The organism is [Phormidium] sp. LEGE 05292 (assembly GCF_015207735.1).
Classification (GTDB): Bacteria; Cyanobacteriota; Cyanobacteriia; order Cyanobacteriales; family Aerosakkonemataceae; genus Floridanema.
The window spans coordinates 48,707-75,643 of the sequence record NZ_JADEWG010000020.1 but is presented as its reverse complement, the minus strand read 5'-3'; the positions used below and the strand labels follow the sequence as shown (position 1 = coordinate 75,643).

General features: G+C 39.4%; 23 protein-coding genes and 1 pseudogene. 9 read left to right on the top strand and 15 right to left on the bottom strand.

All coding sequences use genetic code 11. The features are described 5' to 3' along the window. Positions 1 to 98: 98 nt before the first annotated feature. The 9 genes from IQ264_RS08475 to IQ264_RS08445 all read right to left on the bottom strand — a co-directional run bounded on the left by IQ264_RS08475 (position 99) and on the right by IQ264_RS08445 (position 5,986). Positions 99 to 401, bottom strand: coding sequence for a hypothetical protein (locus IQ264_RS08475; RefSeq protein WP_193980318.1), 303 nt, complete (start codon positions 399 to 401; stop codon positions 99 to 101). A gap of 196 nt (positions 402 to 597) precedes the next feature. Further along, on the bottom strand, positions 598 to 903 hold the full coding sequence (locus tag IQ264_RS32845) for a hypothetical protein (RefSeq protein WP_228061377.1): 306 nt from the start codon (positions 901 to 903) through the stop codon (positions 598 to 600). A 2-nt stretch (positions 904 to 905) separates the two neighbouring features. After that, complete coding sequence (locus IQ264_RS32840) at positions 906 to 1,088, bottom strand: hypothetical protein (protein ID WP_228061376.1); 183 nt, start codon at positions 1,086 to 1,088, stop codon at positions 906 to 908. A 124-nt stretch (positions 1,089 to 1,212) separates the two neighbouring features. Next, the gene (locus IQ264_RS08465) at positions 1,213 to 1,332 is read right to left on the bottom strand and encodes a DUF3703 domain-containing protein (protein WP_193980317.1); all 120 of its coding nucleotides are present in this window, start codon (positions 1,330 to 1,332) and stop codon (positions 1,213 to 1,215) included. Between the two features lie 14 nt (positions 1,333 to 1,346). Next, positions 1,347 to 1,973 carry a type 1 glutamine amidotransferase family protein gene (locus IQ264_RS08460; RefSeq protein WP_193980316.1) on the bottom strand — a complete coding sequence of 209 codons (627 nt, stop codon included), beginning with the start codon at positions 1,971 to 1,973 and terminating at the stop codon, positions 1,347 to 1,349. A gap of 300 nt (positions 1,974 to 2,273) precedes the next feature. Continuing rightward, entirely contained in the window at positions 2,274 to 3,677 is a 1,404-nt protein-coding gene (locus tag IQ264_RS08455) for a helix-turn-helix domain-containing protein (RefSeq protein WP_193980315.1), read from the bottom strand. After that, positions 3,667 to 3,993, bottom strand: coding sequence for a hypothetical protein (locus tag IQ264_RS32835; protein WP_228061375.1), 327 nt, complete (start codon positions 3,991 to 3,993; stop codon positions 3,667 to 3,669). Before IQ264_RS32835 ends, IQ264_RS08455 begins: the two co-directional genes overlap by 11 nt. 56 nt (positions 3,994 to 4,049) lie before the next feature. Further along, positions 4,050 to 4,544, bottom strand: a complete 495-nt coding sequence (locus IQ264_RS32830; protein ID WP_228061374.1) for a hypothetical protein — start codon at positions 4,542 to 4,544, stop codon at positions 4,050 to 4,052. Further along, positions 4,541 to 5,986 (bottom strand): transposase family protein, encoded by a 1,446-nt coding sequence (locus IQ264_RS08445; RefSeq protein ID WP_228061373.1) that lies wholly within the window; start codon positions 5,984 to 5,986, stop codon positions 4,541 to 4,543. The genes IQ264_RS32830 and IQ264_RS08445 overlap by 4 nt, the downstream gene beginning before the upstream one ends. A gap of 1,235 nt (positions 5,987 to 7,221) precedes the next feature. Between IQ264_RS08445 and IQ264_RS08440 the strand changes: the two are divergent. Next, positions 7,222 to 7,818 (top strand): annotated as a pseudogene (locus IQ264_RS08440) (transposase); the annotation flags it as partial. Positions 7,819 to 8,071: 253 nt separating this feature from the next. Here IQ264_RS08440 and IQ264_RS33670 read toward each other — a convergent pair. From IQ264_RS33670 to IQ264_RS08430, 3 genes are read right to left on the bottom strand one after another with little or no spacing between them, the layout of a single operon-like run. Then, complete coding sequence (locus tag IQ264_RS33670; protein WP_413470339.1) at positions 8,072 to 8,188, bottom strand: DUF6760 family protein; 117 nt, start codon at positions 8,186 to 8,188, stop codon at positions 8,072 to 8,074. A gap of 26 nt (positions 8,189 to 8,214) precedes the next feature. Further along, positions 8,215 to 8,601: a phage tail assembly protein gene (locus tag IQ264_RS08435; RefSeq protein WP_193980314.1), complete on the bottom strand. Its 387-nt coding sequence runs from the start codon at positions 8,599 to 8,601 to the stop codon at positions 8,215 to 8,217. Between the two features lie 9 nt (positions 8,602 to 8,610). After that, entirely contained in the window at positions 8,611 to 10,419 is a 1,809-nt protein-coding gene (locus IQ264_RS08430; RefSeq protein ID WP_193980313.1) for a tetratricopeptide repeat protein, read from the bottom strand. Between the two features lie 190 nt (positions 10,420 to 10,609). On the opposite strand from IQ264_RS08430, the gene IQ264_RS08425 reads away from it, so the two are divergent. From IQ264_RS08425 to IQ264_RS08410, 4 genes are read left to right on the top strand one after another with little or no spacing between them, the layout of a single operon-like run. Further along, on the top strand, positions 10,610 to 11,812 hold the full coding sequence (locus tag IQ264_RS08425; RefSeq protein ID WP_193980312.1) for a pentapeptide repeat-containing protein: 1,203 nt from the start codon (positions 10,610 to 10,612) through the stop codon (positions 11,810 to 11,812). A 59-nt stretch (positions 11,813 to 11,871) separates the two neighbouring features. Further along, on the top strand, positions 11,872 to 13,098 hold the full coding sequence (locus IQ264_RS08420) for a DUF4159 domain-containing protein (RefSeq protein WP_193980311.1): 1,227 nt from the start codon (positions 11,872 to 11,874) through the stop codon (positions 13,096 to 13,098). A 46-nt stretch (positions 13,099 to 13,144) separates the two neighbouring features. Then, entirely contained in the window at positions 13,145 to 15,481 is a 2,337-nt protein-coding gene (locus IQ264_RS08415) for a hypothetical protein (protein WP_193980310.1), read from the top strand. After that, positions 15,465 to 18,653 (top strand): hypothetical protein, encoded by a 3,189-nt coding sequence (locus tag IQ264_RS08410; RefSeq protein ID WP_193980309.1) that lies wholly within the window; start codon positions 15,465 to 15,467, stop codon positions 18,651 to 18,653. Before IQ264_RS08415 ends, IQ264_RS08410 begins: the two co-directional genes overlap by 17 nt. Before the next feature lie 48 nt (positions 18,654 to 18,701). Here IQ264_RS08410 and IQ264_RS08405 read toward each other — a convergent pair whose 3' ends face one another. The 3 genes from IQ264_RS08405 to IQ264_RS08395 form a co-directional block, all read right to left on the bottom strand. Then, positions 18,702 to 20,117, bottom strand: a complete 1,416-nt coding sequence (locus IQ264_RS08405) for a DUF4157 domain-containing protein (RefSeq protein WP_228061372.1) — start codon at positions 20,115 to 20,117, stop codon at positions 18,702 to 18,704. Positions 20,118 to 20,228: 111 nt separating this feature from the next. Beyond that, entirely contained in the window at positions 20,229 to 22,181 is a 1,953-nt protein-coding gene (locus tag IQ264_RS08400) for an ATP-binding protein (protein ID WP_193980308.1), read from the bottom strand. Next, positions 22,178 to 23,449: a DUF4255 domain-containing protein gene (locus tag IQ264_RS08395; RefSeq protein WP_193980307.1), complete on the bottom strand. Its 1,272-nt coding sequence runs from the start codon at positions 23,447 to 23,449 to the stop codon at positions 22,178 to 22,180. Before IQ264_RS08395 ends, IQ264_RS08400 begins: the two co-directional genes overlap by 4 nt. A gap of 306 nt (positions 23,450 to 23,755) precedes the next feature. Between IQ264_RS08395 and IQ264_RS08390 the strand changes: the two genes are divergently transcribed. From IQ264_RS08390 to IQ264_RS08375, 4 genes are all read left to right on the top strand, one after another. Next, the gene (locus IQ264_RS08390; RefSeq protein WP_193980306.1) at positions 23,756 to 25,411 is read left to right on the top strand and encodes a phage tail sheath family protein; all 1,656 of its coding nucleotides are present in this window, start codon (positions 23,756 to 23,758) and stop codon (positions 25,409 to 25,411) included. A gap of 42 nt (positions 25,412 to 25,453) precedes the next feature. Next, positions 25,454 to 25,915, top strand: coding sequence for a phage tail protein (locus IQ264_RS08385; RefSeq protein WP_193980305.1), 462 nt, complete (start codon positions 25,454 to 25,456; stop codon positions 25,913 to 25,915). A gap of 160 nt (positions 25,916 to 26,075) precedes the next feature. Next, positions 26,076 to 26,567: a phage tail protein gene (locus tag IQ264_RS08380; RefSeq protein ID WP_193980304.1), complete on the top strand. Its 492-nt coding sequence runs from the start codon at positions 26,076 to 26,078 to the stop codon at positions 26,565 to 26,567. Between the two features lie 6 nt (positions 26,568 to 26,573). Further along, positions 26,574 to 26,903: a hypothetical protein gene (locus IQ264_RS08375; protein ID WP_193980303.1), complete on the top strand. Its 330-nt coding sequence runs from the start codon at positions 26,574 to 26,576 to the stop codon at positions 26,901 to 26,903. The last annotated feature ends 34 nt before the right edge of the window (positions 26,904 to 26,937 follow it).

Here is a 26,937-nt window from a genome sequence, read left to right as displayed (position 1 = left end):
TTAATAATAGAATTAAGCTCATTATTCGACAAAGCTATGGCTTTAAAAGCTTTGAATCTTTGCGAGAAAAGCTGTTAGCTTGTTTATTTAAATAAGATTTACTTATCCCCACAGGTACGGGAGAGCCGTTCGGGTGAAGGGAGTGGTTGAGAGTTGGCGGTGGGGAGAGCAAAATATTTAGAGGAGATTTGTTGATTTATTTGTTCAGGAGATGAGTTACTAATTCCTAGTTCTTTGTGTAAGAATGTGCCTAACTCTGGTTGGGGAAGTTGACGGGGATGGATGTTCTTTTTACTTGGTTTTGTTGGTGAGATATCAGTTTCTACCCAGAGGTTAAATGCGCCCTTTTGGATGAAATCGCTGTTTGGTTGAGGAATCCAGGTTCCGTGAAGGATTTTCATCGCTCGATACTAGATAATAATAGTTTAGGAGATTGGTGTTTGATTTTGCAAGTATACAGCTTATTGTGGATAACTGGAATTAAAAAATATGACAACTACCGTCGCCTTGATTTACAGTAATTGTGGCATCATAACCAATCCCTTCACACAAAGAGCGCATTTGGTGAACACAAATTGCCAATTTACCCAATCCATATTAACTGCCATTGTATTTAAAATGCTCAATAATCTCCGAAAAAAGTAATGCACTCAAGCCAGCCAAAGTGAAAATTAAGTTAGTAACGTGAGCATATTCCCACTGATTCCGAAGTTGCTGCCAATTAGTTGGAATTGTTTCGGCATTTGCTTGTTCAATGATAATATTAACAGGTTCAATTCGCCAGAAATAAATTATGGGAAAAGCAATCAGTAGACAAACTGTACCCACCAATGTCCACCAAAAAGTTGAGCGGTGTTTTCGGACTAAAACAGTGAGAGCAATAGCAAAAAGAACCGCCCCCACAGTCACGAATGCACCCAGCCCTGGTGCGCCAAAATAGCGGTATAAACTATTCTATTTTGAATAGTCACATAAAATGCGCCATCATATTGCATCTTAGCAGGTAACGCTAAAGTATGGGCAAACTCTAATCCCATAAATAATGCCACCAGAATTATTGTAATGAAACGCCAAATTTTCACAAACATAATTGTCCCCCAAGCATTGTTAAAAGAGTGAATTTACTTTTCTTTAAATCCAACACAAGCCATACTAGTAAAGCGAGCTAGTCCAAATGGAAATGAGAAAAACCGAACCTGAGTTAATCCAGCTTTACTCCAAAATATGAGCGCGTTGTAAAGCTATCCATGCAGTCTCAAAATCTTGTCGTGCGATCGCCATTTTTGCTCGACAAAGTTCAGCATTAAAATGCTCCTGTACAATGGGTTTCATAGTTTCCTCCAAATCTAAGATGTAGAAGAAGTTGTCAGTTGTTGCAGCTGGAAATAGTACGAAGAATCCCCGGTTTTAAAAAGTCCATACCAAGCTTCTAAAACTGGGATTTCATAAAGATCGAGTTTCTTAAAGATGTGGTAAGCAAAGTCAAGCGGCGCAGTTGAGTTAGCTGTAATCACATTGCCAGCAGTGACAGCAGGTTGGTTTTGATACCAGGCTGCACCTTGGTAGTTCGTTGCCTGCAAATACTCTTTGGCATTACTGGTGTGGGGGATATCATCCAAAATGCCAGCACGGGCTAACCCGGAGGTTGCACCACAAATCGCTGCTACGGGAATATTTGCTGCTAAGAGTGCTTTGGCTGATTCCAAAATTTTCGAGTTTTCGCCTGCATCCCAGGCTTCACCTCCTGGTAAAATCAGCATTGCTCCTGGTTCGAGTTCATCAAGGGTAAGATCAGGAAGGATGGTTACACCCCCGATGGTTGTCACAGGTTTAGCATTCAAGCCAACTGTTTGCACGCAATAGCGTCCGGGATGTTTTTGCATCTCTGGATTATTGATTCCGGCGACAGTAAAACCCGTTTCCCAGTCAGCAAGAGTGTTGAATACAAATAGATGAACGATTTGCTTTTCCATCGCGAACTCCTAGCATTCGACATGGGGAGGAAACAAACCAAAACCAATAATACGGGCGGGAATATCTCGCAAAATTGTCACTTGCAACATAAGTTGGCGTAAAACGCCATTTTATACTTCACCAAGTGTGACTTAAAGGAAAAGATGGCCGATTTTAAAGCAAAAGGTGGCCGTTTAAATCATACTGAAATTACCTTTTTTTGTGACTTAAAGGAAAAGTTGGCCGCAGCGGCAAGCTTTTCCTTTAATTATGTTGTACCTCGAACTTTGATTCAGCGAGCCGGAACCAAAAAATTCTGTTTAAGCCCCACCATAAGTGATCTTGAATGGTAGTTCACCAAGAGAGTAGCGTACCTCACTTAAAGTTTCCAGAACTTCTTGATACCAGAGAGTTTCTGGATTAGTCATCACACTGGCAAGATTTTTAACGGTAGGAGTGATTCCTTGTGCATAAAGTTCTGGAGCTAATCGTCTAACTTCGCTACAGCCAATCTGGATAGCCTCTTGTTGAATTCGTTTTTTGTCATGTCGATAACGAGTAGAAACAGCCTGACATAAATCCGGTGCATAACGGTAAAAAGTAGCTAAACCAAAATGATAACGTCTGGCTATTTCTCTAACAGAAGGGAAAGGATATTCATTCTGATTAAGCACACTTTGAAGTAGGGTACGGATTCGTTCTTTAGTTCGTCGTGAAGTAAATGTTAGCAACTTGGGTGGAGAATTAAGAGATAAATTACTAGTTTGAGAAATTGTTGTCGGTAGAATATCAATTTGAAGAAACTTGCTCACAGATGTGTTGAGTAGATAACAAATTTTTACAAGTTTATCGAGCGTAGGAATGGTTTTACCTCTATACCATTGAGTTATTTCGGGTTGAGATACTCCAATGAGTTCACCCAAAGCTAAAAGATTACCATTGGTAGACTTCTTGGCAAAGAAAGTTAAAGCTTTTTTAATCGTTTCTCTGGGCAATGGAAAAGGGTTGCTAGGAGCTTGAGCGATTAAATTTCCCAAACTATTGGCGACCCAAATATGAAACTGAAATTCATCAGTTGTTCCATCCCAGCTTGGAGACCAGGAATTGCTACCTAACCAACCAGAGCATTTCAAACAATAACCGGGCTGAGAATTTCGCCAAAGCGGTACAAAAGAGGCATGACAATGGGGGCATTGGAATTGTAAAGGTTGATGATGATATGGACAAACTTTGACAACATTTAGTGACCATAACAAGGGTAAATAAATCACCGTTTTCTTTTCTAACCACTCTTCTAAACAGAGAGGACACCAAGCTTGTTTATGTTTAAGCAATCCCAAAACTGGAAAAACTTCTGCCCAGGTCAGCAGCGTTAAGAAACGTAAGTCAGTACGTAAAGTAAGTGTCTCTAAAGCTTGAACTAGCCCAACAGCATTCCCACGAATACCATTTAAAGCCCTGACCGAATTTAGACCATAAATTGCCCCCATACTACGGGTATTAGGACAATAATTTTTCTTGACTAATAGACCAATTTCTATTGCCAATAAAGTTCCTGGTGGGACGCTATGGACAACAGCTAAACGAGAAACATAGCTAGTCAGGCTTTCTACATTCGGCGTACCGATACCGATAGGTTCAAGATAGAACAATCGACTGCGAGACGAAAAAGTAGGTGGTGACAAGTCCCATAATTCATCGGTGGGATAGAGCTTAACTGTCATATTGTTTCATCCCCACTACATCTCGCTTGGGGCTACGTTGACCAACAGAACCTTCTAAAAGATATTCGTAATGTTGTTCTAAATTTGGCTCTGAGTGTAAGGGAAGATGACGTTGAAAAGTACTAATGATTTTCCTAAATTCAGCCACATCTTCGGCCTCGTCAGCATGATAACGTGGAATATGTATATCCTCACTCCGTCTTCCTACTTGTCCGTTTAGAGGTGGACAATTTAGTAATTCATAAGTACCGAATAAAATATGTACTGTACCAGTTAGATTGGCAATTGACTTAATCCAGTTAATTTGATGGAGCATTTGGTGTCCACCAGCTATCATCAATAAATGTTGAGCTTCATCTACGGTAAAAGCTTTTAGCTGACGATAGGAAACACTTTCTCCATAGCTCTACGCAAGGCAGGTGAATCTTTACTATCCAGGTGATTAGGCTGTTTCCATTCTGGTAAATCCGATTCACTCAACCCATAGTTAACTTTGTATTCAACTAAAACTTCTCTGAGAGCTTCTAAGGCACGAGTATAATAATCTTTATAGCTGAAGAGACCTCGTTCGGCTGGAATGGCTTCAAATCCAGCTACAGCAATCTGACCTGGATTATTTTGTAAATCAGATAGAAATTCTTCTAAAAGTAGCTTTTCCAAACGCAACCTTAATGTAGTTTTACCTACACCTGTGACACCAAAGACAAGAAAAACTAATGTATCTGCTGGTTCTAAAATATTCATCAATAGAGTATCCAAAGCTAAAGATAGCTTTTGATGGGGAACAGTAATCCCCTTAAAATAGCTGGTTTTTATCCGGTTGGGTTGGCAGAGTAGTTCCTCTGGGAATGGTCGCTCAAAAGTCATCGCCACAACTCCTCGTCTTTATAGGGTTCAATGCTATTGGTAGTTTCCAAATTTGCTGATTGTTGGGGAGAAAAAATTGAAGACTTTAATTCTTTTTCAATTTCTTCTCCCCCAAGCTTTTTGGGATAGTTTTGCTCAATTCGTTCACCCTCAATAATAGAATGAATATCTTGACGTGCTAAATCATGCAATCGTTGTAATAACAAGACTTCTTTAGCTTCAGCCGATTCCAAATAAACAGCTTTTTCTTTAGCTGAAATTGTGATTCTTTGAGCATGATTTTGGCGAGAGCGGTGCATTTCCAGGCTGGCTAGCTTAACCTCGCGCTCAGAGCGATTGTGAAAGGTTTTGTAATAGTCAGAGATACAACGCACCCACTGTCCTTTCACATAAGCATAAGCAGTTCCCATATCGAAGGGGTCATAACGAACTGGTATGTTTGTACCTTCAACTTCTGGATTGAGCAGAGAATCATCTACTGACCAATAGTAAAGATAGTTAATTTTTACGCCTCGACTCGGCTGAACTTTTGCTGTCCCTTTTGGTGTAGATGGTAGAGTAAATATTTTAAAGTTTTCGTCGTACACAATCTTTTTATGAGGACGAGAGCCACTCATGGCTAATCCAGCTAAAAAGGTGTGGCGCGGGCTTTGCAAAAGTGTTGGATGTTCTCTGGAGTCGTAGAATTCATAACTGTAAGCACAAAAGTGGTCATAGAGTTCATCTAATGTCCAAACTGCTTGACCTTTGGGATTATTTGACTTAGTAACAATCCGAACATTTTTAGTTATCTGTGTGTTGCCTCTTAGGTTGTATAAGAACTCAGTATTGGTAGTTCCGAACAAACGTTCTATGACTGAACCAAATCGAGCTTTGGCAGCCGGACGCTGTTTTTTAGTACATCCAAATGCTGCTAAAAGTGTTTCAAAATAAGTGCTACCAAACTCTGCTCCCCCATCTACTACGATTGTTTCCGGGAAGCGAGAAAAGCGTTGAACGCAGATTCGCAGTACCATCATGCAGGAACGGTATGATGGTTCATCAAATGTGAGGTAAACAGCGAGAATACGTCTACTCATGGCATCAATTAATAGAGTAGCCCAAGGTCGGCCTAGATTCCGACCTGTACGGGAACAGACTAACTCAATATCTAGTTGAGTATGGTCGATATGGCAAATTTCAAAAGGGCGGTCACCATGACGAGGGGTGGTAAATTCTAATTCCCAGTAAAATTTTGATTGTTGATAGGCAGCACGAGAACCGAGCCTTTTTTTAGTCTGTTGGTATCCAGCACGCTGTTTGATTCGGGAGGAAAAAGCAACATAACTAGGTAGGGGTTCGCTTCGACCAGCTTTTTCCCATTCCTGACTGAATACTCCATAAGTCGCTAGTTTTCCTCGTTGTTTAAGTGTCTCATAATGAGATTCAATAACTTCGTCCATAAATTCCCAAGTATCTCTTACAGTTCGCTCATTTGAAAGTGAGTTAGTGAAATTGGGCAATTAAACGTGAGAGGCATACCACTAAAGGGAACAAGGGAGTAGAGAGAGTTGGGGTTGCACCCAACTCTCTCTACTCGAAATCGTGTAGGGTACAAAGCTATGAGCAAAACCCTAAATGTCACCAACGAGCGAGTAGACGACATACCCCAGCTTTGTACATTCCTCAAGCAGATGGGAGTACAATGGCAAGAATTTAAAAACTGGTAAATCAATTAATCTGATTGGCAAAACCATCCATACAACTGGTGTCGATGGTGTTACGCCAGGACGGTTTCTCGGTTACGAGTTCCGCAATAAAAACTACTTTTATTGCGTGACAGAAGACGGCACTTTACTAATTTATCAAGGCAAAAAACTCATACTTAAAGAGCCAGGAGATTTGACATATTAAAAATTATTAATAGTTTTATTTGGGTCATCTGGTTGAAGTTTTTTATCTCTATTTTGGGCGATTCAGGCAATTTTGCAATTCGCTGAACACTGCATCAATAGCAGTTTTAATTTGGGCAAAACCAAAAGATTTTATTCAATACCTGCTATTGATGCAACTTGCGTTGTGGGAAGGAAGTTTAAGTTTTGAGCTATGATAGCTGGAAAAAGCCCAAATATTAGGGACTAACTTTTTATTTATGACCAACGAACCACAGCCTAGCGAACAGAAGCCCAAATTATTTCAAGCTATTGGGATTTTACCAGGGAAAGTCAGGTTTGACTCCGAGAGCAATAGAGCATTTGTCAAAATACAAGGGAAGGAGTATCCCTTGAAATACGCGCCTCACCAGAAAGGGATGAGAGCTTGGGATGCACTAAAACTGGAATTAGGAGAAAATGGGTCTAAGGAATTAAGGCTAACAGTATATCCCCAAGTGTTGCATTTTCCGGGGCGAGATAAAACACACATATTAGGATTCTCACTTGTAGGATTCGCACCTATAAATGGTGAAGATAATTCATCTGATAAGGATGTGTTTACTGCACAGGATTTTGAGTTTAAAGTTTGTGGACTGTGGCAATTTATTCCAGTGTGTAGAACGCCGTGCATTTCAGTTTTTCGGAACTTTAATGAAGAGACTAAGGCTAGAATTAAACCGTTAGATTCTGGACGCAAACTTCGATTTATGAAAGCTCAACATCTTCCATTAATTTGGAAAGATGCGCTTGTACCACCATTCCGATTCAATCCAAAACTCTCACCAATTGTGGAATTGATGGAAAATTTATTTGAGAAAAATGAAGATTTAGAAGTAGTGGGAAAGTTAGTTCCAAGTTCAACTTGGTATCGTTCTTTATGTTACCAAACCGAAAAATCATGGAGTCGCCCTAGAAGAGTTGTTACCAAAGTTTGTTATGGGAGTGAAGGCTTAAAAATTCGTCATGTTGTTACCTCTTTACCCGCTGCTAAAATTTCCCCATCAAAACTTTATACCGATAAATATTGTCCCAGAGGAGAGATGGAAAATCGCCTGAAAGAACAACATTTAGACTTATTCGCTGACCGGACTTCAACCCAAACATTTCACAGTAATCAATTAAGACTTTGGTTCTCCTCAATAGCTTATGTTTTAATGCAAGCTTTTCCTCAACATTGTTTATCTAAAACCTCTTTTTCTCAAGCCACCGTTGGCACAATTCGTCTGAATTTCTTGAAGTTGGGAGCGAGAATTACTGTGAGTGTCAGACGAATTTTAATTGCTATTACCAGCGCTTGTCCCTCTCAAGATATTTTGTCCATTGCTAATAATAGAATTCAAGCGATTCCAGATACTGGTTGATTTCTTTACGTTAAATTACTCAACTTCATAGCTGCGGAAATGACTGACAATATACGCAGTCAATTTTCTCATGAGAGCTTATTTGAAGCAAAGCTGATTTTTCCGACAATTTAGTAACGGTTTGCTGAATTTCAATTAAAATTTTCTCTTTCGACTGTTCCCCTATCTTTGGTTTTTGAAAAAGTTCAACTTTTCATCCCCAAATCAGCTTCTTGAATCAGTTTGCGAGAAATGCGGGTTAAGTTTGAAGCATTTATGTTTGCAGTTCGCTACACTTACGGATTTTGCTAATTTCTGTTAACCAACGCTGACGACTAATGTGTTCTAAATTCAAAATGTCCTCTAAAGACCAGTGAAAAAAGAAAGCTATACAAGCTACCTCCTCATGCAGTCGATCTAAGGGGTAGCTTTCGACTCCCCCGATAGAGTAAGCTCCATATTGAATTCACTGTTGCATTTGGGACATTGTACAAGAATAGAGGCACTTTCCTGGTGATTAATTTGATTATAAAATTCTCGTAAGTATGCTAGGTCAAGCGTGAAAAGTTCTTCTAGTAATTCCGGTGTTATTATTGATAGTTCGCCCAGTTGGGTAATTGTTCGTGATAGCATTACTAAAACTCCATAAGCTGGATTTTCTCTTACTAGGGGGTCTTTTTGTACGATAATTTCATCCTTGGCTGTTGCTAGGCGCATTACCCCTTGACGATGAATGTTGCCTTCGTTATCTAGTAAGCCCTTGGGGAGAGAGAATTTAAATTGTGTATGTATTTGACTGTTCATATTTTCTAGTTAGTAGTTAGTTAACAGTGGGGCAATTTTATTTGTTATATTTTCCAACAATTTATCTTTTTTTTGCTGGGCTAGCGCAAAATCAGGATCTATATTCAAAGCAGCTTCAAAGGCTTCTAAGGCTTTTTGGTCTTCCCCAAGTCCTTCTAAAGCTATACCTTTTCCAGTTAAGACATAAATATTGTTAGGATTGATGTTGTCAGCTTGATTATATGATTCTAGAGCTTGGCGGTATTGTCGCAAATCCAATAATACAGTGCCTCGATTGTACCAACCTTCAAAGGATCGAGAATTGAGTTGTATAGCTTGATTAGTGGAAATGAGGGCATTTTCATTTTGTTTTAATTTCCAGAGAGTGACGCTTCTGTTGGCTAAAATATTAGCACAAAATTTTTTGTTGCTGTCCAGTAGGGTTTCATACTGTTTGGCGTTCCAAGGTTCTTCTATCTTGTTAGTTAAAATATCAATGCAAGTTAGACGATCGCTATGTAAGTTAGTATTAGTTAATAAAGCTTTGTTATAAGCTTCCAGTGCTGAGTTATATTTGTTTAAGCTACTGAAAACTGTTCCTTGGTTAAACCAAGCTTGGCTGTATTCAGGAGCAATTTGTAAGGCTTTTTCCAGGGAAGCTAAAGCATCTTGATATTTTCCTAAATGCCATAAAATTACACCCTTATTATTCCAAGCTTCTGCAAAGTTACTATTAATATCGATCGATCGCTCTACTGAGGCGATCGCTTCTTGATATTGCTTCAATCCAATGAGTGCTCCACTGTGTTGATTCCATGCTTGCGCCGGACTTGCACCACCCCAAATTCCATCCCCTGCAAGTGCATTTTCGCAGGAAGTAAGTGCTTGTTTATAGTTACCAATTCGGTTTAAAGTAGCACATCGGTTCAATAAAGCTAGAGAATATTTAGGATTGATTTGAACTGCCCTATTATAAGAAGTAAGTGCTTTTTCATCTTGCCCTAATTTTTCTAACAAAATACCTTGGTTAGTCCAAGCGATTGCATCATTAGGATTGCTGGCTAAAGCTTGTTCATAAGAAGCGATCGCTTCTGGTAATTTTCCCAATTTCTCCTGTGCTACAGCTATGTTATTTAAAGCAACAGCTGGGTTACTAATTTTTGCTTGTTCGCAGACAGCGATCGCATCTTCATATCGTGCCAAATCTAATAGAATTCCGCATTGTTCTACTAAAGCTACAGAATAATTTGGATCGATTGTCAAGGCTCTTTCAAAAGAAGTCAAAGCATCTTCATTTTGTTTTAATTTCTTTAATACCAAACCTCTATTGTACCAAGCAGCTGCCGGGGAATCATTTCCCCAATTCCCATCAACTCTTAAAGCTTGTTCGCAAGAAGTAATCGCCTCTTCATAATTGCCCAATTCTTGCAATGCTTCACAGCGCTGGGTCCACGCTAGAGAATCTTTAGGCGATCTTTGCAATAATAAATCATAAGAAGCTACCGCTTCTGCATAACGCTTTAACTTTAATAAAGCATGACTTCGAGCCGCCCAGATTTCTATATTTTTCTCCTTGGGGTGTAGTGCGATCGCTCTTTCGCAAGCCGTTATAGCTTCATCATACTTTTCTTCTCTCTCTAATACAATACACTGAGAAGCCCAAAATTTAAAATCTTTATAATTAAACTCATTTGATTGTGCCTGGGATAGTAATTCGTTGCTTATTAATTGAGAATTAATTAACAAATTTTGATAACTGCTGACTCCCCAGGCGCTAGAAGGAAAAACGCTACTTATAACCCAAGTGATGAGGCCAAACTTTTCCCAAACTTTTTTCATAAATTTACCTTTTTTTAATCTTATTAACTCACGACACCATAATACTGATACCCGTAGTAGTAAATAATATACTTGTAAAAACGGTTACATTTTATTTATTGTTAGGTGATTTTTAGTGCAGTTAAACTAAACTAAACTAAAATATAACAAAATCATTTTGGCTGCTAATGAAGCACAATATTTTTTAATAATGCGCCTACGAATCTTCTTCACGCTTCTGCTATTATGCTTAACTAGTTCAGTTTTAGCTCAGGATTCCCCTGTTATTAAAAGGCTACGGGAAACCAGAAACTGTCCTGGATGTAATCTTAGTAATGCCAACCTAACGAGTGCTTACCTACGGGATGCCAACTTGCAGGGTGCTAATCTTAGTAACGCCAATTTAAGAGGTAGCAATTTAAGCAATGCTTACTTAAGAAATGCTAATTTACAGAATGCAGACTTGGCAGAAGCCGACCTCAGCACCGCTGATTTAAAAGATGCCGATCTCAGAGGAACCAATCTTAAAGATAGTAAAATCAATAATGAAACTTCGATTGATAAAAAATGGCGCACAGTCTGGGAATTGGTAAATCAAAAGATTGGCATTCGAGATTTGAAGGCAGCAGATTTAGCAGGAGCCAACCTCAATCGAGCTAATCTGAGCAATATTAATCTAGAAAATGCTAATCTCAGCGGTGCTAAACTGAATGGAACTAACTTGCGTCAAGCTAATTTAAATAATGCTAACTTAATGGAAGCGGACTTATTTATTGCCGATTTGAGGAATTCTAATCTAACCTCTGCCAATTTGAAAAATGCCAATCTCACTAGTGCTGATTTGCGCGGAGCCAATTTGAATCAAGCAAACTTAAATCAAGCTAATTTGAGTCGAGCTAACTTTAGTCAGGCTAATTTGAGTAATACTAACTTAATAGGTGCTAACTTAAAGAATGCCGATCTCACAGGAATTACTTTAAATGGAGCTAATTTGGGAAGTGCTAATTTATTGAATATCAGCTTAAGGGGAATAGATTTGAGTAGTACCAACCTCAGAGGTGCTAACCTGACTGGTGTTAATTTTAAAGACGTTAATCTGAGAGGAATTAAGCTGCAAGGAATTAATTTGAGTGGAATTAATTTAAGTGGTGCTGACTTAAGTGATTCTGACTTGAGCGGTGCTAATTTGAATAAAGCTAATCTGAGTAGTGTTAATTTTAAGAATGCCAATCTAACTGATGCTATTCTCATTGATGCTGATTTAAATAATGCTGATTTGAGTGGTGTCAATTTGAATGGAGCGGATTTGAGAAATGCTAACCTTAAGGGAGCAAAATTAAATGGAATTGAGTTGAGTAGTAATACCAATCTATGCGGCACAATTATGCCTGATGGTAGCAAAGGTAGTTGCTGAGTTTGTTTAATAAACAAAAATTAGTAATCAATTATACTAGCTGACAAAAAGTTTAATTTATGAACCAAAAATTTTTTTCTTCTCCCCGCATTGAGCCTTTCGAGCGTCTTCATGTTTATGACAGTTTGATGATGAATGCCAAGCGTTGGCTGATGGCTCATGAATATCAGCGTCGTCGTCAAAATGTTCATTATCAGTCACTCAATCAACCAGGAATTGTTTGTGGATTGGGAGTAAAATTGATTGAGCCTCCTGAAGAAGCACCTGCACAATTTCGGGATCAGCGTTGGTTAGAAGTGCAACCAGGTATTGCGATCGATCTAGAAGGAAACCCAATAATTGTTAATCCAGCTGTAAATCGAAAATTTCGCATCGCTACTGCACCACCTACTACTGGAACTTTAACCGTTTACTTGGTTGTGAGCTATGTTGAGCCGGAAAATCCAGAGCGCAAACAAGATGTCGAAGTACTAAGAGAATGGTTTCGGTTTGATGAAAAAACTAATCCCCCAAATGAAAAGGAAATAGAATTATGTCGCATTGAATTGCAGCCTGGTACAGTAAAGCTGCAAAAACCGAAAGATGTGTTATTTCCTGAAGTTAATGAAATAGATTTACGCTATCGTTTACTAGCGAAAGCTAGACCTGAAGCTGTGGTAAATTTAGCTCAAATGAAATATAGCGATGCTGATGATTGGTACAACAGCGATATGCAGAAATTGAGTGATCGCGATCGAGAAAATCTCTCCTACTTAATGCAATCGATAACTTCACTTTATCCCGCTTTGCAAGGAGTAGCAGAAATCGGACAAGTCAGTTTACAAAACAAAAGAGCGATCGCAGATTATGACTTATTTTTCCTCGCAGATTGGCAGGTAGTTAATCTGAATGAAGAAGAATTACACACGCTTAGTATTTACTTAAAAACAGGCGGCATAATTCTCATAGAAACTCCAACAAACAATTCCTTTTTAATCGAAAACATTCACAAAATAATTACAAATAAACTAGATATAGACTTGCTATCTTGGCAAGAAATGAGTCGTCATCATCCATTACGAACCCAGCCTTTTTTATTTGCTGTACCACCGAATATTAGTCAACAATCAATAGAGATTGAGAGCGGAGGAGGAATTATTTTGGTAATCGGAAATTTATCATCAGCTTGGGGAATAGATGAAGATCTTTCCCTTGATAGAAATGATATTCGTACTGCTCAAGAATTGGGCATCAACTTTTTGCATTTTGCTTGGTTACGGCGACAAATAACACAATTAGCGCAGTAATTATACCCATAGATTAATATTTTTAGATTAGCCGAGAGATTTCAAAATGCCAAATTTTGTTAAGGCGATAGTTTCTAAAAAGCAACTCACGTTAATCCCAGATATTGCCTCAGATTCTGCTGATGAGATTGGCAATGGTGAGAACGAATTTGACGTTACTGTTGTCAATGAAAGCAAGGAATTTACCAGTTTTCAAATAGAACTATCAACTCCTGGAGCAGATGCTCATTCAAACTTAAAATGGTATACTTTAGAGCCTGAAGTTTGTGTCAAAAAACCCCCAGGTGCAAGTACAAAATTTCATGTAGTAATTACCAAACCTCCGATCCAAGTATATGACACAACAATTGACTTAACATTAAAAATTTTTTCAGTTGAATTTGCCAGCATATTTACTAGCCAAAAGTTAAAACTTACAATTCAAAAAGCCCGAAAACCTTTAAAAATTTACCTAATCAATAAAGGACTGAAAGTTTATCCTGGTAATCTTGTAGAAATTCCAGTTATAGCTTACAACTTAAGTCAAAAATTTGCTAATGTCAAAGTTAGTATTTCTGGATTAAGTCCCGAATGGATGAGAGAAGGAACTGTGAGAAACTTGCAAATAGATGCAGGTGACTCGGAAAAGACTAGTTTTTGGTGTCAGCCACCAATTAATGCAGAAACTCTCAGCAAAAAATACGATTTTCTAATAGAAGCTAATGCAGATCATAGTACTCATACTCCTCATGAGCGGGGAAGTTTAGAAATTCTTCCTCAAGGAACAGTGGAGTTTACTTGTAACAATAAATTGCAAGTAATTCCTAGTAAAAAGGGTAAAATTTATAGTAAAAAACTGAAATTGGCTACTTACGAACTACTATTTGAAAATAAAAGCAATTTGCATCAGCAAGTCAACATCCAAATTTCCGAAAAAGACCGAAAACAATGCGGTTTAGTTATTCCTGATGGAGTACTACTCGCTCCAGGTGAAACCAAACCAATGTACTTAGTAGCCAAAAAACAACAACCCCTATTAGGGTTCAAAAGGCGATTATTATTTGAAGTATCACCTATTTTAACTAATGCCGATCCTGCAAAAGTTAGTAACGAGATTCTTCTTCACCCCAGTAGCCAAGTTTTAGAATTGCAAATTTTGCCGATCGTTCCTTTTTTGCTTCAAGTTGTAGGCTTACTTTTATTATTGTTGCTGCTTTGGTTACTAAAATATTTAAATCCACCAATTTACCATGAAGGTCCAGTCAATTCTGTGCGGTTAATTGGGATTGCGGGTACAGTAATCAGTGGTTCCAACGACCAAACAATTCGTCGCTGGCAAGTAGACAATAGCTTGTTACAAGATAGTAGCGGTTTGGGGTATCAAGATATTGTAAATGCACAAGAAAAAACTCAAAAAGCTGTGCGCGTGATTCGCCAAAGACCAAAACCAGACAATATAATTGCCGCCGGATTGGAAACAGGAGAAATTCAACTTTGGGATGTAGCATCAAAGGAGATTAAAGCAACACTATTCAAAAAAAATCATAAAAACGATCGAGTTTTTGACCTAGATTTTACTTCTGATTCTCGCTATTTATTTAGCACTCATGGTAGTGGTTATATTCGACTGTGGAATGTGGATACAGAGCAGATAAAAGATGAAGCAGAACTGAAATTTACGACTTTAGCTTTGGGTGTGAGTGAAAGTTTGAATCAGCCAGGTAGTCTGGTTGTCGTCGCCGGGAGATTTAATAAATTAGCGTTTTGGGATTGGGTTAATAGAAGGATATACAACCTAGAATATAATTGGATGGATTGGCAAAAAGACTCCGAATTTAACCCAGTCATAGGTCAGCATCATTACATAACTAGTTTGGCAATAGCTGAGGCAAATAAAAATATTGACAAAACAGCTAATGCCAGAGATTTATTAGTAATTGCTGATAACCAAGGGTATATTACTCTTTGGAACCTGGATATAATACGCCAATGTATTGTTACTAATCAGAGTAACTTGAATAAGGAAGAAGACCAAACTCTACAAACAGATGCTTTTAAAAATGTAGTTCAGACATTAGAATGTAGCAATGCTAAACTAGCACGGTGGCGTAATGGAAATACCAACCATCGCGTTCAACCTGTTCGTTCGGTTGCTATAACCCAAAATGGTTGCTATTTAGTAAGCGGAGGAGATGATGGTAGAGTAATGCTCTGGTCAAGCGATGAAATGATGCGATCGCCAAAATACCAAACAGGAAAAATTATTGCCCAATTCCCCGATATAAAGCTCAATAGTGTTGATATAAAAGCGATCAATAATCATTTATTTATCACTACTGGTGACGATAACAACCGAGTCAGACTATATCGTGAAGAGGTAAAGGACAATGCAAGTTGCAAATAACCCTCTTTTTATCGAAGATTTATTAGCAGGTGCGAACGAAGTCAAACGTGGAACTACTACTAAACGTCGCGTTGCCGTAAAAAATTTGGGCGATAAAAAAGCGGATATTGACATTTGGATTGCCGCCATTGATGAAAAATCCGAACCTCTATTATCCTGGTGTATTTTCAACGAAGCAAATCCTCTCAGATTAGAACCAAAAGAAAGCAAGGAAGTAATTTTAACTTTTGAAGTACCTCCCCAAGCAACGCCAGATTTATACAATTATGAAATTCTTATAGAGGCTCAATCTCAATACCCTGATAAAGTTTTTCGTCGTCCGCAACAACTGCGGGTTTTGCGATCGGATCAAGATGCGGAATGGGGAAATGAACCAGCATTTTCTTTACAACCATTCACCAACTCGGCTAATCCTTATCTACTCAAAGCAGGAGAACAGTTCAATATAAAAGTTATCGTGGAAAATCGCTCGAAAAGAGTCGATCGCTTTTATTTAACTTGTCCAGAATTAACACCAGATTGGTTTACTGTTCACTACCCAGAAAGCCGCTTAGAAGTATCCGGTTTAGTAAAAGAAACCGATGGATTAGAACTGCTACCGAATAGTACAGGTGAAATCACCCTATTTCTACACCCACCACAATATACTTTAGCAGGCAATTACTTTCCTACTATCCGCGTCATATCCAGCAATAAAGAAGATTTAGTGCTGCTAGATGTGGTTTATTTGCAAATTCTTCCCGATGAAACTTTAAAATTAGAATTAAATCCCCTCTTACTGAGAATACCATCTCAATCGGGTGTATTTGAAGTCAAGTTATTTAACCAAGGAAATATTAGACGCGAAATTGCCATTTTTGCTAGCGATCGAGAAGAACTCTTCGCCTATACTCCTGAAGTTTCCCCAGTGGAATTATTACCAGGGTATATTTATAATATTCCTTTAAAAGTTCAACCTCGCAAGTGGTGGCTTCGTCCGCTTTGGGGGAAAGGAAGAGAATTTAATTTTGGTATCGGGCTGGAAAATCACAAGTTATTATTACTACCTGAAACAGCCAAACTGCCACCCTTACCTAAAGAATTGCCTCAAGGAACATTAATATGGGAACCGCGTCCTTGGTGGCAGTTTTGGCTCCCACTTTTTCTGCTAATTTTGTTAGCTTTGGGAATCATCTCGATGGGTGCATTTCTCTTATGGCAACAACTATTAGTTAAACCAAAAATTGACACTCTTAAGCCTGTAAGTAATGTTTATGCAGAGGTTAATAAACAGCCAGTTAGTTTAAATTTTCAAATTGGTAATGTGCAATCAAAAAATTGGAAATTTGAAAACATTAATAGGCTTAAAACTATAAAGATTATTCCTCAAAGCCGGGAAGGATTAGGAGAAGTTATTAGTTATGATTACAATGAATTATCCCAGAAATTTTGCCAAAAACCTGTGCAAGGAAACCTGCTTTGTACTGTGCCAACAAAAACTACAAAAGCAGGTGCCTATACCTTTAAACTAGAACTTTATCCAGTAGGACAAAATCAGCCTTCAGATTCTAAAGAGACTGATACTGTGACAATTAAGCCAATAATTACCCCAAGAATTATTAATTTACTGCCGACAAAATCGGTTTATCAAGAAGCATACAATGAGCGAGTTATTCTAAATTGGAAAATAGCTAATGCTAGTCAACTAAAAAATTTGATTTTAATTCAACAAGGAGGTGAGGGACAGCCTATCAAAAAGTCCTTTATTAAATGTATTCCTCAAGAATTCCAACCTAAAGATTTTCAGCCACAATTGAATGTTCTTAATTCCCAAGATGTACTAATTTGTAAAGGAGTCGCCACGGATGCAACAAAAGCAGGAACTTACTCTTTCAAACTCGAAGCATTTTCACAACAAGACCAAACTCAACCTTCTGACTCAAAAGAAACAGATACTATTACCATTAGACCAGCACCTCCTATTCCTCTGCCAAAAATTGAGGAATTATCGTTAAATAAAACTAGCTATGAAGCAAAGGAACCAGTCCTTTTGAATTTAAAAATCAGTAATCCCAGCCAAATTAAAGAAGTAAAACTTATAGAACAAGCAAGTGATGGATCAGTGACAAAAAATACTTTTGATTTTAGGCAATGTAATTTTCAAGAAACCTCATCTCAAAGTCCTAACCAAAATAATTCTGCTAACATTGCACCAGCTAATAATTTATCTATTCTCAATTGCCAAAATATTCCTTTAATTCCCACTAAACCAGGAAAGTTTACTTATAAAGTCGAAGTCTATTCTAGATCCGACCAAAATCAGCCTGCTCAGGTTAAAGAAACTAATACTATTATAATTAAAGCTGCACCTATACCAAAAATTGCTGAATTATCTTCTAGCCAACCATTTTATGAAGTAGCTAAAAATGAACAAATTCTCTTGAATTGGGAAATTAGTAACGCCAGCAATATTAAAGAATTAACACTTGTAGGTTTGGCTTTAGATGGATCGATCGCAATTCCCTTAAAACGTTACTCAACTAACAACTTACCTACTAAATGTACATTGACAACAAATTTACTTTGTAAAAACGTCCCGACAGATGCTCGACAAGCTGGTGACTACGTTTTCAAACTAACAGTTATTCCCCAGCAAGGAACACCAGAACCAGAAATTAATAAAAATACACCCACTATCAAAATTAAACCCATTCCCCCCACACCTGTTAATATTGTCTACTTTAAAGTAAATGGTCGAGATGTCGATCAAGAAGGAAAAATAATCTTTCCGATCAACAAAGAAAGAAAACAAGCCAATGTGATTTTATCTTGGAAAGTAGAGTCAGGTGAAGATATTAAAGTTGAACTTTTAGGAAGTAATGTTCAACCTCAAGGAGATCTTTCTTATCCCTTAAGTAAACCACCCAGCAGTCAAACAATCACCTTAAAAGTGAGGAATAAAGCTGGTGAGGAAAAAACCCAATCAGTTGTTATCGAAACAGTTGAACCAAGTAGTTTAAGCAAACCTCAAACATCATCACCTGGAACAATTTCACCTGGAACAATTTCACCTGGAATAGTTTCACCTGGAACCGGAGTTTCACCGGGAAGAACTTCACCAGGAAGCACCTCACCTTCACCTTCCAATGTAGAGCAATTGCCACCCATTGAAGTGCCACCTAAACCGGATTGATGTCTTAACTTCCTTTGTTATCTAAGTTGATGCAAATTTGTCCTAAGTTTAAGATGGTTTCCCGAAAGACTTCCAAGCTGAAAACCTTCCGATGAAACCCCCGCCTCCAGCACTCACCCCAACCTGCATCCCACCGATGTCGATCTGGTTGGGACTAGTATTGACACCCCATAAGTTGATGAAAGCCTCTGATGCACCGATTCCTGGGGTGAGATCGATCGTCTTGAGGCTACCAAAACAACTGAAGTCATCAACCCCGATGAGTGGAGTTGTAAACTCAGTTTCGCTTGGAGTCGCAATACTGAAACCCCCTTTCAATCCACCACCAAGGCCAGCACTCATAAAAGTCAAAGGATAACTATACCCATTATTTAGGTTCTTCAAATTTAGCAACAAGCCTTGTCCTCCAGCAGGGCCAATACTAGCACCAAGGGAGATACCCGATGACACTGACCACCGAGTGCTTTTTGCATTTGGATTCGGTGTAAGCCCACCGTCCAAGTCACTTCGCTCGGCACGACTGTAACCACCATCTAAATTGCCATCTTCCCCGTCCCGTTGAATTACTCTTGAGGCTGATGACACATCGAACGATCGCTGTAGTGACCTTTCTTCATCGGCTGAATATTTGCTCTGCACCCCACCCGTCTGCTGCACCACATGGGTCAACTCATGCGCCGTCAACTCATTTTTACCAGGAGATTTCCCCGCACCATAGTAAACATCGCTACCGTGAGCAAAAGCTTGAGCGCCTAATTCCTTGTTCATTTGCACTGCTGCACCGTCGGTATGCACTCGCACACCACTAAAATCGGCACCAAAGCGGGGTTCCATGAAGGCTCTCACCTCATCCGGTAAAGGGCTTCCACCTCCCTTACTTCCATTCAACTGACTCTCTAAATTGCTGTTATGGGAAGACTTTCCCTCTGACTCAGCCTTAGCTTGTACTGGCAAGTCTTCTTCTTCTTGAGGTTCTTCTGGAGTAGTTTCTCGCTGAATAGTAGGATTGGAGAGTGCTTTAGTTTGGACTTCCTCTTCTTCTTTCGCTTCTTCGGGTGCAGTTTCTCGTTGTACCAATGGCGAAATTGTAGCTGTTAAAGGCTTGGTTTGAACTTCCTCTTCTTTTTTTTCCTCTGGAAGTACTTCTCGCTGAATAGGTTCCTCTTTTTCCGGTGCAGGCATGGTCATTACCTTACTAGCCATGCTGTCTGCTTCTTGTTCGTACTTATCTCCTGGTGCGCCTACACTCAGCTTTGCTTGCACTGCTGTTGGGGTATCGGGAAATAACTTCATCTGCATTAAGTTGAAGCCAGCGCCAGGAGCTATTTTTGATTGTACTGTTCCGTCTTGTTTTGCATCGTGAACTGGGTCGCTAAAAGGTCGCTGCCAAGAACTCTCTTTCTGTGCAGGCGGAGAATAAGAACTGGATACGGGTTTTTTCTGGATTTGCGATCGCATACTCATACTCCGCCTCTACACTAAATACTTAGAGTTCAGTAATTTTTTCATTTTTACATATTTATAAGTTATTAATTTATTCTAAACAATTCTTAACTTGACTGTAATCATAAAATGTTATACCCAACCTTTAACTTCTGGATCAGTTATAGCTCTTTCCAATTTCATATATTCACTCTTAGCGGATTCTAATAAATGTTTCATCATCACAGGAACACCGCTATCAGCAGCAATAAAAGCTGCATTCAACGCAATATTACGAATGTTTCCCCCTGCAACATTTAACCGCGCTAATTTGTTAAAATCTAACCCGGTCGTTGGTGTATTCTTGGGGAAAATGCGCCGCCAAATTTCGGTTCTTTGTTGTGCATCGGGGAAAGGATATTTAACTACAAACCGAATTCTTCGCAAAAAAGCTGTATCGATCGCATCCTTCAAATTAGTAGTTAAAATCGCCAACCCTTGATAAGCTTCCATCCGTTGCAATAGATAACTGACTTCCATGTTTGCATAGCGATCGTGACTATCTTTCACATCGGAACGTTTGCCAAAAATCGCATCCGCTTCATCAAATAATAATATAGTTGCGCCGCCTTCTGCTGCATCAAATACGCGCCGTAAATTCTTCTCGGTTTCTCCAATATATTTACTAACAACAGAACTCAAATCGATCCGGTAAAGGTCTAATTGCAAAATTCCAGCTAAAACTTCCGCTGACATGGTTTTACCAGTACCGCTAGAACCTGCAAATAAAGCACTAATTCCTAATCCTCTTGCTCCCTTTTTTCCAAATCCCCATTGTTCATAAACTTTGGTACGTTGGCGTAAATGAGCAGCAATTTCTCGTAACACTTGTAACTGCGGTTCTGGTAATACTAAATCATCCCAAGTAGCAGCAGGTTCGATACGTTGCGCTAGTTCGTCTAAATGAGGACGAGCTTGAGTGCGACACATATTCCATAAGGAATTGGCAATTTGATTTTCGTTACCTTTTAGTTGAGTTTTAGCTTCTGTACAAACTGCATAAATACTGGGTGCGCTAAGATTAAATTGGGATGTTAATATTTCTACTTGTCCGTTTAAACCGGGTGCAATGTCGCCCAAAGCGTTTTCCCAAATGGCAATTTGTTCTTGTTTGATGGGTTTTACTACTTCAAAAGTGATTAATGGACGTAAACCTGCACGACGACGATCGCGACTAGTAATCATCAATGGTGTGTTAATATTTTCTATCATCTGAACCAGTGCGTTTTCTTTGGCTGGATCGTTTCCTCCCCACTCATCACAATCTAACAATAAAACACTTCGATTTAATTGTGCTTCTCGTTGCCAAAGTAAAATCAGATTATTCAAATCAGTGGTAGTATTTGGAATTGCATTGGCAGAGATCACTGCTATTTTTACTCCTGAGATGCTACAAGCAATTTGAGCGATCGCTCTTTTACTCGCTACTTCTTCGCCAACTAATTGTAAAATTGGAGAATTAGAAACGGAATTGTTTAATATACCAGCTAACTTTTCAGCTATTTCTTGTTGCGATGGTACGAGATATTCGTTAGCTGATAACGATTCGATTATTCCTCTTAGGCGATCGTCTAGGTAATCTACTCCTACTAAATAATGCAATATTCTCTCATCAATTCGCAAGGGACTGGTCATCAGCGTTTTACCACCGCCAACTTCAATTAGTCGCCAGCGGCGTAACGGACTGTGCGGTGCGATCGCACTCCAATGTGCTTTTGATAAAGCCGACATTGCTAAACTAAAAGTAGGATAGCTTAATTGCCGATCTCCTTGAGCATTAGCACATAAACTGGCAAAACCTGCATCTAATTCCATGCCAGCGCACAATAACAGCAAATCTCGTTCAAAACCCGATAAACCAAATTTACTGCGAAGCTGCTCTAACGCAAATGAAGCGTTAAAAATCTCTTCATATTCCCCCGCTCCCCTGCTCTCCTGCTCTCCTGCTCCCCCGCTCCTTTGTTCCAACGCCTGACGTACCAAGCTTAAAGCTGTGGAAAGGTAGTTCCAGTTAGCTGTTTGCCAATCAATACTTCCTGTATTCATGGAATCACCACCTTTGGGCTGATATACTGCTCATAAGTTGAACTTTCTCGATCGGTATCCACTCGCAAGAGACTTTCTGCACCATCCACCTGCACTCGCACTAAATATTCTCCTGGTTTAACATCTGAAATTGCAAACACAATTAAATTGGTATTAGTATTGCGGGGTTTGGCGGCAAAGATATAAGCTGCTGGGATGAGGAGCGATCGCTCATTCAAAAACAATAACACTCTCTGCTCTCTACCAACTGTTAAATCAATTTGCACTCTCACTTCTGCTGAGTACAACTCATCCCCATTATCCGTCGCTTGCAAAACTTCTACATCGGCTGTAATTGTCGGACATAACACAAATGGTACTACATTAGATCCGACAGCCCGATCGGGTTCATAAGATTTACGTTTTGGTATTGGATGCAACAGTTGCAAACTCTGTACACCAGCCCGCAAACTACCAGTTTCTGAGCTTGGTAATGAAGCCAAATCCAACCGAATTTCCCTTTCCGTCAACTTTTGCGGCGTTAATTTAGCATCGCCAATCCTTACCTGAGTTAGCTCTCCCCGTAACTGTTTACCACGAATAACTAAGATACTATTAGCTACGATTGGCTGATTCGAGCCAGCTTCTCCCGTTACTTGCTCGATCGCAGGTTGATTAGGCGTAGTGTAATAATCAATACTGCGTATTGGTAACGCTCTGCCGCTAGTTCTTTGACCTTCAATTAATACTGTACTACCTTGGCAAGCAAAGGAAAGCACATAAGGACATTGAAAAAACACAGACCAGATTTTTGACAAATCTTCCGTTGTCATGGGTGAAGGAACAATAGTGACTCGCTCTACTTGTTCGGCAAGACTAGAATCAGTCAAAAAACTAAAAGTTGGATTATTTATCGTGTCACGAATCATTTCTGCCGTTAAGATTGGCTGGTCAACAATAGTTCGCACTGTGCTACCTAATAAACGTTGAGGCTCTAACTCTACCTCATTGCCATAAAAAGTCATGATGTAATAAAGGTCTAAACCCGCTTGCGCTTGCTTAATTAAATCTCCTTTGGGGCGGCGAGTGCGTAAGTCGGCATTGCGCCAAGCTGGATTCGGGGTAGCTTGGTATAAATATACGTTAACTCCTACCTCTGGTGTTCCACTTCCAGAAGCGTCGGGGCGAACTGTGGTGACTCTAGCACCAGGAACATCGATTTGGACAGCGGCTTGCAGAATTCTTTGCAGAGTAGCTGTGACAGTAGCGATCGCTAAATAATTACTCATATATTTTATTTTTACTTTTACTTTTCACTATCAATCGCCAAATAAAAATTTTTATTACAAAAATCACTTTAGTTTTGATAAAAAGAAAAATTGGCGTATTGATATATCAATTTTTAAATTGTACTTAAGTACAATAATGCCCTATTTATACACAAAATTTTACATTTGACATTAGCTATTTTCCAGGGGATTTTAACTTAAATATATAATGACACTGAATTGTTTTTGGGTTAGATTAAGGTTTTAAACTTAGATTTCCGAATTTCTCCGTACCCAGCCTAATTCCCAATTTAAGGAAAATTATCTATGGCGAGACTAGATTACTTTGCCCCTGGCGTGTATGTCGAAGAAATTGACAGGGGTAGTCGTCCGATCGAAGGTGTACAGACTAACATTGCTGGCTTTATCGGCTTTACTGAAGCAATACGTAACGGAGCCGAACTGGGCAAGCCGATGTTGGTAACCAGTTGGAACCAGTACATGGAATACTTTGCCAGGGAAAATTCTGATGGATTTACAGATTTTCATGCTTACTTACCCTTTGCTGTCAATGGCTGGTTTTTAAATGGAGGGGCTAGGTGTTGGGTAGTTAGTATTGGCACTTCACTGCCTAAAACATCTGAGGAAACTATTCAACCCGATACTGAATCAACTGCTTTGACCATCAAAACTAATGGCAAGCGGGAATCTTTGCAATTTATCCTCAAACCGGAAGAAGCAGAAAATGGGGCGGTTACTGTAGAAATTCAGCCTTCTGAACCCAAATCTGACCCAGAAGACCCAAATGTTCCCGCACCAGTACCAGCAGAATTCTTCTCAGTAGTTATCAAACGAGATGGAGAAGAATTGGAAAGGTACGAAAACCTGACAATGGATCGGGAAGTTCAGGCAGATGTCGGAGACTATGTAGCTACCAAGCTGGAAGAATCTCAGTATATATTGGTAACAGATCTGACACAAAAGGGTTTGCCCTTAGCCCGAAGACCAGCAGATGGTTTATTTGAAGTCAGTCCTCCCCCGATTTTGCCTACCCAAGAAAACTTAGCTAGATATGTGCAGGGAGTGCGGGACGATCGCAGCGGTATCCAAGGACTCTTCGAGATTGACGAAGTAACAATGGTGGCTTGTCCCGACTTAATGCGAGCTTATCAAGCAGGCTTGCTCAACGAGGATCAAGTTCACGGTTTAATGGAGTTAATGGTGAGTTTGTGCGAAAATTCTGCTCCCAATCCTCCAAATCGCATGGTAGTTTTGGATACGCCGCCCGATCGCCTTAAGCCCCAACAAGTAGTTAATTGGCTGGATAACGACTTCAACCGTCGTTCTATGTTCGCCGCACTCTACTATCCTTGGATTAAAGTACCCAATCCCCGCAATGCTGGCAAGCCAATTTTAGTACCTCCTTGCGGACACATGATGGGCGTTTGGTCGCGCACAGATGAAACGCGGGGTGTCTACAAAGCACCAGCAAACGAAACTCCGCGCGGCGTAATTGGATTATCCTACGATTGCAACTTCCGGGAACAAGAAATATTAAACCCCAAAGGTATTAATTGTATTCGTACCTTCCCCAACCGAGGGATTAAAATTTGGGGAGCTAGAACTTTAGTAGAACCAGAAAAAACGGAATGGCGTTATATCAGTGTGCGCCGTTTGATGAGTTATATTGAAAAGTCGATCGAACTCGGTACTCAATGGGTTGTATTTGAGCCAAACGATCAAGACTTATGGGCAAGAGTGCGTCGTACTGTCAGCAACTTTTTAGAACGACTTTGGCGAGAAGGAGCTTTATTTGGAGCATCGCCTGAACAGGCATTTTATGTTAAATGCGATGAAACTCTCAACACTCCTGACACAATGATTCTAGGTCGATTGTATATCGAAGTAGGAGTTTGTCCAGTTCGACCAGCTGAATTTGTGATCTTCCGCATCAGTCAGTGGAGTGGACAAGACGAACAATAAAACTTTTTTCCAAACAGTAATTTATAGCAAAGAGGTTGAATAATGGCAGATGAATTACTAGTCAGTTGTAGATTTTACTTTGAAGCTGACGGTTTAACAGATAAGCAAATTCTCGAAGTTTCCGGCTTAAGTGCAGAAAACCCAGCCGCAGGCGGCGACAAAGTTTTAGGTTCAGGTAAAAACGCCATGAATTTACGTCAAGCTGCGCCTACCAGAGTCAAATTTACACCTGTTACTGTCAAAGTTGTAGCTACCACAAATAAAGACCTTTATAAGTGGTATGAAGATTGCAACAAAAATGACGGCGGTAAGTCAGATTGGTCAGCAAATCGTAAAGCCGCTTCGGTGACAGTTTACGATCAAGGCGGAGACATGAAAGCCCGTTGGGAATTGCAAAATGCTTACCCCACAAAGTATGAAGGGCCAAAGCTGGAAGCCGGAGCAAATGACGTGGCTAACGAAACTCTAACTCTAGTCCATGAAGGGATTAAACGAGTGCAGTAGCTATTTGAGGAATAGGGTTTGGGGAATAGGCAATTCTAAGGTCAGGATTTATGGATTTACTTGATGGTCAGGATTAATTCAAGAAATCTAGTAAATTTATAAATCCTGTAAATCCCCATCAAGATTCCCCTTTTTAATTACAAATTACTAAAAAGATAAAATGGCAAATTTAATTAATGACTTTCCCGAAATTCTCACAAATTGTCGTTTTTATATAGAACTAAAACTGGATGGTAGCACTGAACCAGTAGATGCCTATTTTCTTGAATGTAAAGGCTTTAAGCGCACTCAAGAAGCGATCGAAGTTTGTGAAGTAACTCCCCGGAGATGGGGAGAAGCTAAATCAGGTCAGGTTGTTCGCACTAAAGTTCCAGGAAATGTTAAAACTAACAATATAACTCTGCGTCGAGGTATGACTAAATCCTCAACCTTGTGGCAATGGTTCAATGCTGTTCAAGAAGGAAATTGGGCTAAACAACGTCGAGATGGTTCTTTAACTATTTACGATCAAGCTGGGAATCCACAAGCAATATTTCAATTTCAAGGAGCTTGGCCTACCAGTTATATCGCTTCTGATTTGAATTCCAGTGGTGGGGAGTTGCAAATAGAAGAAATGGAAGTGGCTGTTGAAGAGTTTATACGGGAAAAGTAAGTTTAAATGTTTCAAACAGAATTTGAGTTTACTTTACCCAAAGGGTATCTTGACTCGGAAGGGAATTTGCATCGTAAAGGTGTGATGCGGTTAGCCAGAGCAATAGATGAAATTGTTCCTTTGCGCGACCCCCGTGTTAAATCAAATCCTGCTTATTCTACGGTAATAATCCTCTCTCGCGTAATTACTAAATTAGGGGCATTAGAGGAAGTTACTCCGGCAACAATTGAGGATCTTTTTGCCTGCGATCTCAACTATTTGCATCAATTTTATCGTCAAATAAATGAATTAGAAGAGGCAAATGTAGAGTCAGATAAATCTACAAAACCCTCATAAATTAAGGAGTAAAAAATTACCAATTGGGGAGGAA

What these genes read in the sequence shown, in the direction of transcription:
- IQ264_RS08385 (WP_193980305.1), top strand. Translation starts at nt 25,454, where the DNA reads ATGGCAGATGAATTACTAGTCAGTTGTAGATTTTACTTTGAAGCTGAC.
- IQ264_RS08410 (WP_193980309.1), top strand. Translation starts at nt 15,465, where the DNA reads ATGCAAGTTGCAAATAACCCTCTTTTTATCGAAGATTTATTAGCAGGT.
- IQ264_RS08415 (WP_193980310.1), top strand. Translation starts at nt 13,145, where the DNA reads ATGCCAAATTTTGTTAAGGCGATAGTTTCTAAAAAGCAACTCACGTTA.
- IQ264_RS08400 (WP_193980308.1), bottom strand. Translation starts at nt 22,181, where the DNA reads ATGAATACAGGAAGTATTGATTGGCAAACAGCTAACTGGAACTACCTT.
- IQ264_RS08455 (WP_193980315.1), bottom strand. Translation starts at nt 3,677, where the DNA reads ATGACAGTTAAGCTCTATCCCACCGATGAATTATGGGACTTGTCACCA.
- IQ264_RS08390 (WP_193980306.1), top strand. Translation starts at nt 23,756, where the DNA reads ATGGCGAGACTAGATTACTTTGCCCCTGGCGTGTATGTCGAAGAAATT.
- IQ264_RS08420 (WP_193980311.1), top strand. Translation starts at nt 11,872, where the DNA reads ATGAACCAAAAATTTTTTTCTTCTCCCCGCATTGAGCCTTTCGAGCGT.
- IQ264_RS08435 (WP_193980314.1), bottom strand. Translation starts at nt 8,601, where the DNA reads ATGAACAGTCAAATACATACACAATTTAAATTCTCTCTCCCCAAGGGC.
- IQ264_RS08380 (WP_193980304.1), top strand. Translation starts at nt 26,076, where the DNA reads ATGGCAAATTTAATTAATGACTTTCCCGAAATTCTCACAAATTGTCGT.
- IQ264_RS08395 (WP_193980307.1), bottom strand. Translation starts at nt 23,449, where the DNA reads ATGAGTAATTATTTAGCGATCGCTACTGTCACAGCTACTCTGCAAAGA.
- IQ264_RS32835 (WP_228061375.1), bottom strand. Translation starts at nt 3,993, where the DNA reads ATGCTCCATCAAATTAACTGGATTAAGTCAATTGCCAATCTAACTGGT.
- IQ264_RS08445 (WP_228061373.1), bottom strand. Translation starts at nt 5,986, where the DNA reads ATGGACGAAGTTATTGAATCTCATTATGAGACACTTAAACAACGAGGA.
- IQ264_RS08375 (WP_193980303.1), top strand. Translation starts at nt 26,574, where the DNA reads ATGTTTCAAACAGAATTTGAGTTTACTTTACCCAAAGGGTATCTTGAC.
- IQ264_RS32840 (WP_228061376.1), bottom strand. Translation starts at nt 1,088, where the DNA reads ATGTTTGTGAAAATTTGGCGTTTCATTACAATAATTCTGGTGGCATTA.
- IQ264_RS32830 (WP_228061374.1), bottom strand. Translation starts at nt 4,544, where the DNA reads ATGACTTTTGAGCGACCATTCCCAGAGGAACTACTCTGCCAACCCAAC.
- IQ264_RS08430 (WP_193980313.1), bottom strand. Translation starts at nt 10,419, where the DNA reads ATGAAAAAAGTTTGGGAAAAGTTTGGCCTCATCACTTGGGTTATAAGT.
- IQ264_RS08460 (WP_193980316.1), bottom strand. Translation starts at nt 1,973, where the DNA reads ATGGAAAAGCAAATCGTTCATCTATTTGTATTCAACACTCTTGCTGAC.
- IQ264_RS08405 (WP_228061372.1), bottom strand. Translation starts at nt 20,117, where the DNA reads ATGAGTATGCGATCGCAAATCCAGAAAAAACCCGTATCCAGTTCTTAT.
- IQ264_RS08465 (WP_193980317.1), bottom strand. Translation starts at nt 1,332, where the DNA reads ATGAAACCCATTGTACAGGAGCATTTTAATGCTGAACTTTGTCGAGCA.
- IQ264_RS08475 (WP_193980318.1), bottom strand. Translation starts at nt 401, where the DNA reads ATGAAAATCCTTCACGGAACCTGGATTCCTCAACCAAACAGCGATTTC.
- IQ264_RS08425 (WP_193980312.1), top strand. Translation starts at nt 10,610, where the DNA reads ATGCGCCTACGAATCTTCTTCACGCTTCTGCTATTATGCTTAACTAGT.